Annotated in this window: 12 protein-coding genes; 3 read left to right on the forward strand and 9 right to left on the reverse strand. The window is 72.7% G+C overall.

Annotated elements, in window-relative coordinates; all coding sequences use genetic code 11:
- Positions 1 to 88: 88 nt before the first annotated feature.
- A complete protein-coding gene (locus AB0O48_RS10545) occupies positions 89 to 940 on the forward strand; it encodes a helix-turn-helix transcriptional regulator (RefSeq protein WP_357246153.1) in 852 nt (283 codons plus the stop codon).
- An 8-nt stretch (positions 941 to 948) separates the two neighbouring features.
- On the opposite strand, the gene pdxT is transcribed toward AB0O48_RS10545, so the two are convergent.
- The 6 genes from pdxT to pgsA form a co-directional block, all read right to left on the reverse strand.
- Complete coding sequence (pdxT, locus tag AB0O48_RS10550) at positions 949 to 1,557, reverse strand: pyridoxal 5'-phosphate synthase glutaminase subunit PdxT (RefSeq protein ID WP_357245366.1); 609 nt, start codon at positions 1,555 to 1,557, stop codon at positions 949 to 951.
- A gap of 2 nt (positions 1,558 to 1,559) precedes the next feature.
- The gene (pdxS, locus tag AB0O48_RS10555) at positions 1,560 to 2,477 is read right to left on the reverse strand and encodes a pyridoxal 5'-phosphate synthase lyase subunit PdxS (protein ID WP_357245368.1); all 918 of its coding nucleotides are present in this window, start codon (positions 2,475 to 2,477) and stop codon (positions 1,560 to 1,562) included.
- Between the two features lie 138 nt (positions 2,478 to 2,615).
- Entirely contained in the window at positions 2,616 to 3,119 is a 504-nt protein-coding gene (locus AB0O48_RS10560) for a hypothetical protein (RefSeq protein WP_357245370.1), read from the reverse strand.
- Positions 3,120 to 3,203: 84 nt separating this feature from the next.
- Complete coding sequence (locus tag AB0O48_RS10565; protein ID WP_365064666.1) at positions 3,204 to 4,364, reverse strand: glycosyltransferase family 4 protein; 1,161 nt, start codon at positions 4,362 to 4,364, stop codon at positions 3,204 to 3,206.
- Between the two features lie 58 nt (positions 4,365 to 4,422).
- On the reverse strand, positions 4,423 to 5,355 hold the full coding sequence (locus tag AB0O48_RS10570) for a phosphatidylinositol mannoside acyltransferase (protein ID WP_357245374.1): 933 nt from the start codon (positions 5,353 to 5,355) through the stop codon (positions 4,423 to 4,425).
- Between the two features lie 46 nt (positions 5,356 to 5,401).
- Positions 5,402 to 6,031, reverse strand: coding sequence for a phosphatidylinositol phosphate synthase (gene pgsA, locus AB0O48_RS10575; RefSeq protein WP_357245376.1), 630 nt, complete (start codon positions 6,029 to 6,031; stop codon positions 5,402 to 5,404).
- A 249-nt stretch (positions 6,032 to 6,280) separates the two neighbouring features.
- On the opposite strand from pgsA, the gene AB0O48_RS10580 reads away from it, so the two are divergent.
- Positions 6,281 to 8,434 (forward strand): elongation factor G-like protein EF-G2, encoded by a 2,154-nt coding sequence (locus AB0O48_RS10580; RefSeq protein ID WP_357569893.1) that lies wholly within the window; start codon positions 6,281 to 6,283, stop codon positions 8,432 to 8,434.
- A gap of 13 nt (positions 8,435 to 8,447) precedes the next feature.
- On the opposite strand, the gene AB0O48_RS10585 is transcribed toward AB0O48_RS10580, so the two are convergent.
- Together AB0O48_RS10585 and AB0O48_RS10590 are read right to left on the reverse strand one after the other, a co-directional pair.
- A complete protein-coding gene (locus AB0O48_RS10585) occupies positions 8,448 to 9,506 on the reverse strand; it encodes an aldo/keto reductase (RefSeq protein ID WP_357245380.1) in 1,059 nt (352 codons plus the stop codon).
- 154 nt (positions 9,507 to 9,660) lie between these two features.
- Positions 9,661 to 10,173: an HIT domain-containing protein gene (locus AB0O48_RS10590; protein WP_357570243.1), complete on the reverse strand. Its 513-nt coding sequence runs from the start codon at positions 10,171 to 10,173 to the stop codon at positions 9,661 to 9,663.
- 179 nt (positions 10,174 to 10,352) lie between these two features.
- Between AB0O48_RS10590 and AB0O48_RS10595 the strand changes: the two genes are divergently transcribed.
- On the forward strand, positions 10,353 to 11,081 hold the full coding sequence (locus AB0O48_RS10595; protein WP_357245382.1) for a D-Ala-D-Ala carboxypeptidase family metallohydrolase: 729 nt from the start codon (positions 10,353 to 10,355) through the stop codon (positions 11,079 to 11,081).
- Between the two features lie 158 nt (positions 11,082 to 11,239).
- Here the strand turns inward: AB0O48_RS10595 and thrS are convergent, their stop codons facing one another.
- The gene (thrS, locus tag AB0O48_RS10600; RefSeq protein WP_357245384.1) at positions 11,240 to 13,252 is read right to left on the reverse strand and encodes a threonine--tRNA ligase; all 2,013 of its coding nucleotides are present in this window, start codon (positions 13,250 to 13,252) and stop codon (positions 11,240 to 11,242) included.
- Positions 13,253 to 13,433: the final 181 nt, after the last annotated feature.

Here is a 13,433-nt window from a genome sequence, read left to right on the forward strand (position 1 = left end):
GCGACGGGACGGGCCGGGGAGACCGCCGCGAGGATGGCCCTGCCAGGGACACCCATCGGCCAGCGCCGGCTGCCAGACTGGGTCGGTGATGGACGGAGAGCTGGGCGCGTTCCTGCGCAGTCGCCGCGAGGCGCGGCAACCGGCCGAGGTCGGTCTCGCCGAGGGGCCGCGCCGACGCACCCCGGGGCTGCGCCGGGCCGAGCTGGCGACGTTGGCGCAGGTCAGTGTGGAGTACCTGACCCGGCTGGAGCAGGGCCGCGACACCCGGCCGTCGCCGGAGATCCTCGCCGCGCTCGCCGACGCGCTGCGCCTGGACAGCGCCGACCGGGAACACCTGCGGCAGCTCGCCTCGGCCCAGCACGCCCGGCACCTCTGCTCGGGCGACCGGCCGACGGTGTCCCGCACCGTACGGCCAACGGTCCGCGCCATGCTCGACGCGCTACGCGACACCCCGGCGTACGTGCTCAACCGACTCGGCGACGTGCTGGCCTGGAACGAACCGTTCGACCGGCTGGCCCGCCCGCTCGGCCTGCTGGACGGATCGCAACCGAACCTGGTGTGGTTCGTGCTGACCGACGAGCGGGCCCGCGAGCACTACCCGCAGTGGTCGGCGGTGGCCGACCAGCAGGTCGCGCAGCTGCACCTGCTGCGCCGCGGCGACCCGGCCAGCGACGCGTTCGCCGAGCGGCTGGCCCGGACCGTGGGAGCGCCGTTCACCGACCGCTGGCGGCGGCGACCGGTGACCGCCGCACGGGCCGGCCTGCTGACGGTGCGCCACCCGGACGCGGGGCTGCTCCGCCTCGACGTCGAGACGCTGGAGCTGGCCGAGGCCGACCCGCAGCGACTGGTGGTGCAGTTGCCCGCCGACGCCGCCACGGCGACCGCGCTCGACGAGTTGGCGGGCCGCCGCCCGGGGCACCTGCGCGCGGTCGCCGGCTGAGCGACGGGTCACGCCGAAGCGGTGCGGACCAGATCCACGAAGTACGCGTGCACGCGCAGGTCACCGGTCAGCTCCGGGTGGAACGAGGTGGCCAGCAGGTTGCCCTGGCGGACCGCCACGATCCGGTCGGCCGCCGGCCCACCGGTCACCGACCCGATCACCTGCACCCCGGCGCCGACCCGCTCGACCCACGGCGCCCGGATGAAGACCGCGTGGAACGGCTCACCCGCCACCCCGGTGATGGTCACCGGCGCCTCGAACGAGTCGACCTGCCGGCCGAACGCGTTGCGCCGCACGGTCATGTCGATACCGGCGAAGCCCCGCTGGTCGGGTCGACCGTCGAGCACCTCGGTCGCCAACATGATCATGCCCGCGCAGGAGCCGTAGACCGGCATGCCGTCGGCGACGCGCTTGTCGATCGGCTCGCGCATCTCGAAGATGTCGGCGAGTTTGCTGATGGTGGTGGACTCACCGCCGGGGACGACCAGGCCGTCCACCGCGTCCAGTTCCGTCGGACGGCGGACCGCGCGGGCGTCCGCGCCCGCCGCGGCCAACGCCGCCAGGTGCTCCCGGACATCGCCCTGGAGCGCGAGCACACCGATGGTGGGTGCGCCCATGCCTACCAACCCCGCTCGGCCAGGCGGTGCGGCTGCGGGATCTCGTCGACGTTGATGCCGACCATGGCCTCGCCCAGACCACGGGAGACCTTCGCCAGCACGTCCGGGTCGTCGTGGAAGGTGGTGGCCTTGACGATCGCGGCGGCCCGCTGAGCCGGGTTGCCCGCCTTGAAGATGCCGGAACCGACGAACACGCCCTCCGCGCCGAGCTGCATCATCATCGCCGCGTCGGCCGGGGTGGCGATCCCGCCGGCGGTGAACAGCACCACCGGCAGCTTGCCGCTCTCGGCGACCTCCTTGACCAGCTCGTACGGGGCCTGCAACTCCTTGGCCGCGACGTACAGCTCGTCGGCCGGCAGCGACGACAGCCGGGCGATCTCCTGACGGATCTTCCGCATGTGGGTGGTGGCGTTGGAGACGTCGCCGGTGCCCGCCTCACCCTTGGAGCGGATCATGGCCGCCCCCTCGGTGATCCGCCGCAGCGCCTCGCCCAGGTTGGTCGCGCCACAGACGAAGGGCACCGTGAACGCCCACTTGTCGATGTGGTTGGCGTAGTCGGCCGGGGTCAGCACCTCGGACTCGTCGACGTAGTCCACCCCGAGCGACTGGAGGATCCGCGCCTCCACGAAGTGGCCGATGCGGGCCTTGGCCATCACCGGGATGGAGACCGCCCCGATGATCCCGTCGATCATGTCGGGGTCGCTCATCCGGGACACCCCGCCCTGCGCGCGGATGTCGGCGGGCACCCGCTCCAGGGCCATCACCGCGACCGCGCCCGCGTCCTCAGCGATCTTGGCCTGCTCGGCGTTGACCACATCCATGATCACGCCGCCCTTGAGCATCTCGGCCATGCCACGCTTCACGCGGGCCGTTCCGACGACGGGGGCGGTACCGGCGTTCGACGCGGTGTTCTCGGGCACGGGTCATCGCTCCTTGGACGGGCTCTGGCGGGGGCAGCAAAAATGCTACGCGCGGGTCAACGCCGTACCGACAGCCAATCAGACCCCCGGTGGCCTGCCCTGTGGCCCTGGTCACCGGCTCCCCGGCGACCGCCCGGGTCAGCTCGCGGGAACGTCCGCCGGGACGGTGAGGGTCGGGTCGTCGATGTCGAAGTAACGCGGCCACTCCCGGCCCCGTCCCATCCGCAACAACCGCACCAACGGGCGACTCCGCGCCGAGCGGGCGTCCCGGACCAGGTCCGTGTGCACCTGCCGGGACAGCGCGAGCCGGCGACTGGCGGCGATGACCGACCCACAGTCCGGATCACCCGGATCCAACTGGACACCCCGCAACTGCCGGGTCAGGTCGTTCTCCGCCGCCTCCCGCTCGTCCGGGCTGGCGTCCAGGGCGATCCGGGCCGCCGCGTACAACTCGACACCGAAGCGCCGCTCGGCCAACACGGCGGCCGCCGCGGCCCGGCGCAGCAGGTGGGCGTCGAGTGCCCGCGCCGCCAGTTCCGCGCGGCCCTGCAACCGCTGCACCCGACCGGCGGTCCAGACGAGGTACGCCACGACCAGCCCCAGGACCACGATCGCGGCCACCACCCACCACATGTGCGGCATCGTAGTGCTGCTCCGTTTCGCCTCCGATTGGGCGCGGCCACACCGGTCACCCCGGTCGTCGTCCGCACCATCCGTCCCACCGGCTCAGCCCAGCCCCACCCATTCCTGGTCGATGACCCGCCCGTCGGTTGCCTCGATCGCCGCTGCGTATACCTCCACAACGCGGCGAGCAACCACCGGCCAGTCGAAATTCGCCACGACCTGATCGCCGCACGCGCTCAACGCGGCCCGTGCGGCCTGGTCGTCCAGCAACTCGGTCACCGCGTCGCGCAACCCCACCGGGTCGCCCGTGGGAAAGAGCCGACCGGCCCGCCCGCCGTCGAGCACCCGCCGGAACGCGTCCAGGTCGCTGGCCACCACCGTGGTACCCGCGGCCAACGCCTCGGTGAGGATCATGCCGAACGACTCGCCGCCGGTGTTCGGTGCCACGTAGAGGTGCACACTGCGCAACATCCGCGCCTTGTCCGGTTCGGTGACCAGCCCCAGGAACGTGACCCGCTCGTGCAGGTCGGCCGGGAACTGGTCGTACAGGTCGTCGGGGTCGCCCGGGCCGGCGACCAGCAACCGCAGCCCCGGCCGGGTCGCGGCCAACGCCACGAACGCGTCGCGCAGCACCGGGAAGCCCTTGCGCGCCTCGGTGAACCGGCCCAGGAAGCCCAGGGTGCCGCCGGTGCCCGGGGCGCACTCCCCCGGCCAGCCCGGCAACGGCTCGACGTCGGCGAACTTCGCCACGGCCACCCCGTTGGGGATCTCCACCGCCCCGCCGTCCATGTGCTCGACCTGCACCTTGCGGGCCAGCGCACTGACCGCGATCCGGGCGGTGATCCGCTCCAACACGATCTGCAACACACCCTGCGCGGCGGCCAGCACCCGGGACCGGGTCATCGCGGTGTGGAAGGTCGCCACCACCGGGCCGCGCGCGGAGAGCACGGCCAGCAGCGACAGGCTCAGCGTGAGCGGCTCGTGCACGTGCAGCACGTCGAAGTCGCCGTTGATGATCCAACGCCGGACCCGGGCGGTGGAGACCGGGCCGAACGCGATCCGGGCCACCGAACCGTTGTACGGCAGCGGCACGGCACGACCGGCGGACACCACGTACGCCGGCAGCGGCGAATCCTCGTCGGCCGGGGCGAGCACGCTGACCTCGTGGCCGAGCGCGATCAACGCCTCGGCCAGGTCCATCACGTGGTTCTGCACCCCGCCGGGGACGTCGAAGGAGTACGGGCACACGATGCCGATCCGCATGCGTCAGCGCCCCCCGCCCACGACCGCGGCACACCGTCCCACCGTGCCCACCACCTCCTCAGGCCGGACCGGCGGCCGAGGAGGGCAGCGCCGTGCCGTCCCCCGACCCCCGCTGGTCCAGCCACATCCGCTGCAACATGTGCCAGTCTTCCGGATGCCGGGCGATACCCGCCGCCAGACCGTCGGCGATCAGCTGGGTCAGCGACCGGACCCGCTGGTCCAGGGGCCCCGCCTCGGGCCCCGGCACCGGCAGCGGGCCGGCGAGCGACGCGCACGCCGCATCCGATTCGTACCACATCGAGGCCACGTACAGCGGCGCTCCGGTGTGCAACGCGAGCAGCGCCGGCCCGGCCGGCATCCGGGTCCTACCGCCGAAGAAGTCCACCTCCACCCCCCGGGCGGAGAGGTCCCGGTCGGCGAGCAACGGCACCACGGCACCGGCACGCACCCGGTCCAGCAGCACGTCGAACGCCGGACGCGACCCCCCGTGGGTGGGCAGGATCTCCATGCCCACGCTCCCCCGGAAGGCCACGAAACGCTTGTACACGCCCTCCGGCTTGAGCCGTTCCATCACCGTGGTGATCGGCCAGCCGGTGGCCGCCACCCAGGCGCCCGCGGCGTCGTAGTTGCCGGCGTGGGGAAGGGCCACCACGGCGCCCCGGCCCGCGGCCACGTCGGCGGCGAGCAGCTCGGCGCCGTCGAGTCGGAAGCCGGACAGGATCTGCGCCCGACTCAACGCGGGCAGCCGGAACGCCTCCATCCAGTACCTGGCGTACGAGCGGAGCCCCCGCTTCACGAGATCGTCCAGCTCGGCCTCGGGCAGCTCCGGGCCGACCACCCGGCGCAGGTTCGCGCGCAGTCGGGCCGTACCCCCTCCGCCGCGGCGGTGGGCGCGGTCCGCGCCCGCCTGGAACGCCGCCGCCACCAGCGGCCGGGGTAGCGCGCGGACCACCCGCCAGCCGGCGACGTAGCCCAGCTCGGTGAGGTTCACGCGGCCCGGCCGCCGGTCGCCCGGCGCGGGGCCGTGGACGCGCCGCTCACGCCTGGCCGTCCGGCTGAAGCTGCTGGGCCTGGCGGTAGACGTGCGCCATCCGCTGCCCCACCGTGAAGATCGACACGGCGGCGAGCAGCCAGAGCGCGATCTCCAGCGCCGGCTTCACGTCCAGGCCGGTGAGGATGCCGCCGACCCCGACGATCAGCAGCCGCTCGGTGCGCTCGGCGATGCCCACGTTGCAGGTCATGCCGAGCCCCTCGGCGCGTGCCTTGACGTAGGAGACCAGGCTGCCGGCGGCCAGGCAGACCAACGCGGCGGCCACCCCGGAGTAGTTGCCCTGGGTGGCCAGCCAGTACGCGACGGCACCGAAGACGGCGCTGTCGGCGACCCGGTCCATGCTTGAGTCGAGGAACGCGCCGAACCTGGTGGAGCCGCCGCTCATCCGGGCCATCGTCCCGTCGAGCAGGTCGGTGAGCGCGAACAGGGTGACGATCAACGCGCCCGCGACCAGATGGCCGCGGGCACCGAGGCCGAGCGCGCCGACGAGCACACCAACGGTGCCCGCGACGGTGACGGCATTGGGGGTGACGCCCGCGCGCAGCAGGGCACGGGCAATCGGCTCGACGACGCGGGTCATCCCCGCGCGGGCCGACACTTGGAAGATCTTCGCCATGGCGGTCCCCACGATAACGGTCCGCCCAGGTCCGCCGATACGGCCGCCCCTCCGACCCGCCCGGGAGAGGCTTGTGCCTACCCGGCAACGGGTGTGAGATCGAGGCGGAGGGTGAGCCAGCTCACCCGCCCACCCGTCCCGTTCCCGCTGTGCACGAGACCACCGGAGGATACTGCCGCGCACTCGCCCCGGGCCGCTTACCGTCGCGCGGCGGTCGCCACCCACCACCGGCTGAGGGAGGTGCGCCCCATGGCGCAGAAGCATGAGAAGGGTTCCACCGGCGGCGCGCCGGTGGTGACCGAGCCCGCGCGGGTTCGCAACGTGGTGCTCGTCGGGCATTCCGGCGCGGGCAAGACGACGCTTGTCGAGGCCCTGCTCGCGGCCACCGGCACGATCGGCCGGGCCGGCGCCGTGGTCGACGGCACGACGGTCGGCGACCACGACCCCGCCGCGGTCCGCCAACAGCGGTCGGTCAGCCTGTCCTGCGCGCCGCTGCTGCACAACGGCATCAAGGTCAACCTGCTGGACACCCCCGGGTACGCCGACTTCGTGGGCGAACTGCGCGCCGGGCTGCGGGCCGCCGACGCCGCCCTCTTCGTCGTCTCCGCGGCGGGCGGCATGGACGCGGCCACCGTCGCGCTGTGGGAGGAGTGCGCGGCGGTCGACCTGCCCCGCGCGGTCGCGGTCTCCCGACTGGACCAGCCCCGCGCCGACGTCGACGAGACGGTGGCGCTCTGCCAGCGCCTCTTCGGCGACAACGTGATGCCCCTCTACCTGCCGATGCTCGGCGACGACGGCGTGTCCACCGAGGGTCTGCTCGGCCTGATCACCCGCCGGGTATTCGACTACTCCGCCGGACTGCCCGCCGACGTCCGCGACCCAGACCCGGAGCACCAGCGGGCCATCGACGAGTCCCGCGACGAGCTGATCGAGGGGATCATCGCCGAGAGCGAGGACGAGACCCTCATGGACCGCTACCTCGACGGCGAGGAGATCAGCACCGAGGTGCTCATCGACGACCTGGAGAAGGCCGTCGCGCGGGGGCACTTCTACCCGGTGGTACCGGTCTGCGCCGAGACCGGGGTGGGGCTGGACGTGCTGCTGGAGGTGCTCACCGCCGCGTTCCCGTCGCCGTTGGAGCACGAGTTGCCGGCGGTGACCGGCGTCGACGGCTCGCCGCGTCCGCCGCTGACCTGCGACCCGGCCGGGCCGCTCGTCGCGGAGGTCGTCAAGACCACCATCGACCGCCACGTCGGCCGGGTCTCGCTGGTCCGGGTCTTCTCCGGCACGCTGCGCCCCGACCAGACCATGCACGTGTCCGGTCACGGCATGGCCGAACGCGGGCACCCCGACCACGACGCCGACGAGCGGGTCGGGCACATCTTCACCCCGCTGGGCGCCACCCTGCGGGAGGTGCCGCTCTGCGTGGCCGGCGACATCTGCGCGATCACCAAGTCGGGCAGCGCCGAGACCGGCGACACCATCTCCGCCCGGGACGAACCGCTGCTGATCGCCCCCTGGGAGATGCCGGAGCCGCTGCTGCCGGTGGCGGTCGTCGCCCACCGCCGCGCCGACGAGGACGCCCTGGCCCGCAACCTCGCCCGCCTGGTCGCCGGCGACCCCACGCTGCGGCTGGAGCGCAACCCGGAGACCCACCAGCTGGTGCTCTGGTGCATGGGCGAGGCCCACGCCGACGTGGTGCTCGACCGGCTGCGCGCCGGCGGTGTCGAGCTGGACACCGAGCCGGTCACGGTGTCGCTGCGCGAGACGCTCACCGTGCCCGCGACGGGGCACGGCCGGCACGTCAAGCAGTCCGGTGGGCACGGCCAGTACGCGGTCTGCGACATCGAGGTCGAGCCCCTGCCCCCGGGCAGCGGCGTCGAGTTCGTCGACCGGGTCGTCGGCGGCGCGGTGCCGCACAACTACATCCCGTCGGTGGAGAAGGGCGTCCGCGCCCAACTGGAGCGCGGCCTGGTCGCCGGCCACCCGGTGGTGGACCTGCGGGTGACCCTGGTCGACGGCAAGGCGCACAGCGTCGACTCCTCCGACGCGGCCTTCCAGACCGCCGGCGCGCTGGCCCTGCGGGACGCCGCCGACCGTGGTCAGCCCGCGCTACTGGAGCCGATCGACGAGGTCACCATCCGGGTGCCGGACGGCTCGGTGGGCGCGGTGCTGGGCGACCTGTCCAGCCGGCGCGGTCGGGTGCTCGGCACCGAACCGGACCCGGACACCGAGGGCCGCACCCTCGTGCGCGCCGAGGTGCCGGCCACCGAGTTGCTGCGCTACGCCGTCGAGTTGCGCTCCCTGACGGCTGGCACCGGCACCTTCCGCCGTCAGTACGTCCGCCACGACCCCATGCCCGCCCACCTGGCCGACCAGATCCGCAAGGAACACACCCCCTGACCCTCGCCCCGCCTCAGGGGTGGACGGTGGGGTGCGCGGGAGGGGGCCGGTGGGGGCGGTCGGCGTCCAGCAGGGCGGCGGTGCGCAGGGCCGCCAACTGGCGCTCCACCTCGACGAACTGGTCCGCCGGCAACGGACCCCGGTGCAGCGCGGCGGCGTTCTCCTCGACCTGGGCGACCGTACGGCAGCCGGGGATCGGGATGGTGCGGCCGCTGCGCGCCCAGATCCAGCCCAGCGCCCCCTGGGCGAGGGTGCGCCCATCGGCGGTGAGCGCCGCGCGGACCGCCCCGACCCGGCGCAGCCACTCCGGTGCGGGCCGGCCACCGCGGAACCACTCCAACCACCCGGGGGTCAACCCGCGTACGTCGTCGCGGGGCAGCACCGACCCGGCCGAGTACTTGCCGGTGAGCAGGCCCATCCCCAGCGGTCCCCGGTTGACGCTGGCCAGGTCGTACTTGTCGCAGACCGCGAGCAACTCGGGGGCGTCCCGCAGCACCGACAGGGTGTGCTGCACGGCGGTGGCACCGGCGGCGCCGTGACCGAAGGCGGTGGCCCGGTCGACCCGGTCGGTGCTCCACCCGTATGCCCGGATCAGGCCCTCGGCGACCAGGTCCTCGCAGGTGCCGACCAGCGCCTGCGCCCGCGGCACCGACAGGTCGGCCAGGTGCAACTGGTAGAGGTCGATCCGGTCGGTGCCCAACCGCCGCAGCGAGTCCGTCACGGCCCGGCGCAGGTACGTCGGCGACGCGTCCTCCCCGGTGGCCTGCCGGCTCGCCTCGTCGAAGGTGTAACCCCACTTGGTGGCGATCACCGCCTCGTCCCGGCGGCCCGCGAGCGCGCGGCCGAGGACCCGCTCGCCGTGCCCGGCGCCGTACGTGTCGGCGGTGTCGAAGAGGGTGATGCCCTCCTCGAGCGCCCGGCGGACCGCCCGCACGGACTCGTCGTCGTCGACCGCGCCCCAGCCCAGCGGTTGCGTGCCCTCCGCCCAGGGGCCGCCGATCGCCCAGCACCCCATGCCGAGGGCGCTGACCTCGATGCCGCTGCGTCCCAACGTCCGCGTCGTGACTGCCATCGGCCGATCGTGCCACCTTCACCTGGTCGGGACGAGCAGATCCGCGGGCGGATACGCGGGCCCACGGAGACGGTCCGGGTGCGGCATGATCGGCGCGGCGACTGACCGCGCCCGGGGCGGACGGCCGCGTGCCCGGCCGTCGCGCGGCCGGCGGTCAGGACGGCCAGGCGCGGGCGAGGAGGTCGCGGGTGTCGCCGAGCAGTTGCGGCAGGACCTTGGTACGGCCGATCACCGGCATGAAGTTGGCGTCGCCGCCCCAGCGCGGCACCACGTGCTGGTGCAGGTGCGCGGCGATGCCGGCGCCGGCCACCCCGCCCTGGTTCATGCCCAGGTTGAAGCCGTGCGCGTTGCTCACCTTGCGGATCACCCGCATGGCGGTCTGGGTGTACGACGCCAGCTCGGTGGTCTCCGGCAGGTCCAGGTCGGTGTAGTCGGCGACGTGCCGGTAGGGGCAGACCAGCAGGTGCCCTGGATTGTACGGATAGAGGTTGAGCACCACGAACACGTGCTCACCACGGGCCACCACCAGGCTGTCCTCCGGCGGCAGCTTGGGTGCCCGGCAGAAGGGGCAGCCGGTGGGCTTCTCGTAGCCCTCGGCCGGGCGGTCCTCGCCGGAGATGTAGGTCATCCGGTGCGGCGTCCAGAGCCGATCCAGACCGTCCGCCATGCCGTCGATGTCCGTGTGCCGTTCCGCCCCTGTCACGAGCCGATCCTACGGAGCCGTCCCGTCGGACCGCGACACCCGTCGCCGGGAAACCCGGGTGCTGCACATTCTTGACGGATCAATGCCAAGCCCTGAAGATTCCATACATCCAGACCCGTGCATGTATCGATGGAGGGTCACCCATGATCCGACGGCTCGGCCGGCTCCTCGCGGCACTCGCCCTGACCGCCGCCACCACAGTGGCCGGCATCACCCTCACCGCCGGCGCCGCACAGGCGGACGGCTGTTACACCTGGGGTCGCACCCTGTCCCAGGGGGCGTCCGGCGACGACGTCCGGCAACTCCAGATCCGGGTCGCCGGCTACCCCGGCTACGGTGCGGTGCTCACCATCGACGGCGCGTTCGGCCCGGCCACCCGGTCGGCGGTGATCCGCTTCCAGCAGGCGTACGGGCTGCCCGCGGACGGCATCGCCGGCCCACAGACGTTCAACCGGCTCTACGCCCTCCAGGACGACGACTGCACACCCGCCAACTTCAGCTATCCCGAGCTGAACAGGTGCAACAGCGACTGGTCCGGCGGTGCGGTCGCGGCGAGCACCGCGCGAGCCAACGCGCTCGTCTCGATGTGGAAGCTCCAAGCCCTGCGGCACGCCCTCGGCGGCGTGGCCATCTCGATCAGCAGCAGCTTCCGCAGCTACGCCTGCAACAGCGCGGTCGGCGGGGCGTCCAACAGCCGGCACCTGTACGGAGACGCGGTGGACCTCGTCGGGTCACCGTCGCTCTGCCGACTGGCCCAGCAGGCCCGCTACCACGGCTTCGGGCAGATCCTCGGCCCCGGCTACCCGGACCACAACGACCACACCCACGTAGCGGCCGTCGGCGGCTGGTCCGCACCGACCTGCGGTATCTGACACCCACGCCGCGTCCGGGCGCTACGTCCCGGGGAAGATCGCGCTCGAACGTGGATGTAGTGGCCTCCCTCGGCGAGGAGGCCACTACATCCCGGATCGAGCGCGATCATGCGGGACGCGGGCGGGCCGCGAGCGGGACGCGGGCCGCGGCGGTTCCGTTACTCGGCGGCGGCGGCGGACGGGCCGATGTTCGTCCGCGAGCTGACCACGTCCAGGATGTGGGTCACCGCCTCGGCGACCGGCACCCCGTTGCGCTGGGAGCCGTCGCGGTAACGGAAGGAGACCGTGCCGGCGGCCACGTCGTCGTCGCCGGCGATCACCATGAACGGGATCTTCTGCTGCTGCGCCGTACGGATCTTCTTCTGCATCCGGTCGTCGCCCGCGTCCACCTGCGCCCGGATGCCCTCGGCGCGCAGCGCCGCGACGAAGCCGTGCAGGTAGTCGGTGTGGTCCTCGCGGATCGGGATGCCGACCACCTGCACCGGGGCCAGCCAGGCCGGGAACGCGCCCGCGTAGTGCTCGGTGAGCACCCCGAAGAACCGCTCGATCGACCCGAACAGCGCCCGGTGGATCATCACGGGCCGCTGGCGGGTGCCGTCGGCGGCCTGGTACTCCAACCCGAACCGCTCCGGCTGGTTGAAGTCGACCTGGATGGTCGACATCTGCCACGTCCGGCCGATCGCGTCGCGGGCCTGCACGGAGATCTTCGGCCCGTAGAACGCCGCGCCGCCCGGGTCGGGCACCAGGTCCAGGCCGGAGGTCGCGGCGGCGGTCCGCAGCGCCTCGGTCGCCTCCGCCCAGTCCTCCTCGGCCCCGATGAACTTGGGCGAGTCGTCGCGGGTTGACAGCTCCAGGTAGAAGTCGTCCAGGCCGTAGTCGCGCAGCAGGTCCAGCACGAAGCTGAGCAGCGCGGACAGCTCCCCGGCCATCTGCTCGCGGGTGCAGTAGATGTGCGAGTCGTCCTGGGTCAGACCGCGGACCCGGGTGAGGCCGTGCACGACGCCGGACTTCTCGTACCGGTAGACCGTGCCGAACTCGAACATCCGCAGCGGCAACTCCCGGTACGACCGCCCGCGCGACCTGAAGATCAGGTTGTGCATCGGGCAGTTCATCGCCTTGAGGTAGTAGTCCGCGCCCTCCAGCTGCATGGGCGGGAACATGGTGTCCGCGTAGTACGGCAGGTGACCGGACGTCTGGAACAGCTGCGCCTTGGTGATGTGTGGGGTGTTGACGAACTCGTACCCCGCCGCCTCGTGCCGCTGGCGCGAGTAGTGCTCCATCTCGCGGCGGATGATGCCGCCCTTGGGGTGGAAGACCGCCAGGCCGGAGCCGATCTCGTCGGGGAAGCTGAACAGGTCGAGGTCCGCGCCGAGCTTGCGGTGGTCGCGCCGGGCGGCCTCCTCCAACAGCTTCAGGTACGCCTTGAGCTCGTCGCGGGTCGGCCACGCCGTGCCGTACACCCGCTGTAGTTGGGGGTTCTTCTCCGACCCCCGCCAGTACGCGGCGGCCGAGCGCATCAGCTTGAACGCGCCGATCAGGCGGGTGGTCGGCAGGTGCGGGCCCCGGCACAGGTCCGACCAGCAGACCTTGTCCTCCTTGGCGTCGAGGTTGTCGTAGATGGTCAGCTCGCCGCCGCCCACCTCCATCACCTCGTCGGTGTCCAGGCCCTCGCCCTTGACCTCGATCAGCTCCAGCTTGAACGGCTCGTCGGCCAGCTCGGAGCGCGCCTCGTCCAGGCTGCCGAAGCGGCGGCGACGGAACCGCTGCCCGGACTTGATGATCTCCTGCATGCGCTTCTCGAGCTTGCTGAGGTCATCGGGCTGGAACGGCTTGTCGACGTCGAAGTCGTAGTAGAAGCCGTTCTCGATGGGCGGGCCGATGCCCAGCTTGGCCTCGGGGAAGATGTCCTGCACGGCCTGGGCGAGCACGTGCGCGGTGGAGTGGCGCAGCACGTTCAGCCCGTCGGGCGAGTCCAGGCTGACCGGCTCGACGACGGTCTCCTCGGCCGGCGCCCAGTCCAGGTCGCGGAGCTGACCCTGCGGGTCGCGGACCACGACGATCGCCTTGGGGCCGTTCGCGGGCAGTCCGGCCGCGGCCACCGCGTCGGCCGCCGTGGTCCCGGCGGCGACGACGACGGGGTCGGCCACGGCGGGGGTACGGGGTGCGGACACGGTGACTCCTCCAAGTGGTACGAAACGGTGCCGATCCTCGGCTCCTGCCGATGCTATCGGTCGGCCCGCCCCCGACCGGGAACGGCACCTTCCTTACCGCCGGCGTTGAACCTTTCGCGCCCCGGAGCCGAACTAGAAGGTGTGGCCGGAAACCGGTGCCGGTCGCGTCGACAGGGATGGG

The sequence above is a fragment of the Micromonospora sp. NPDC085948 genome, from assembly GCF_040686315.1.
GTDB lineage: Bacteria > Actinomycetota > Actinomycetes > Mycobacteriales > Micromonosporaceae > Micromonospora.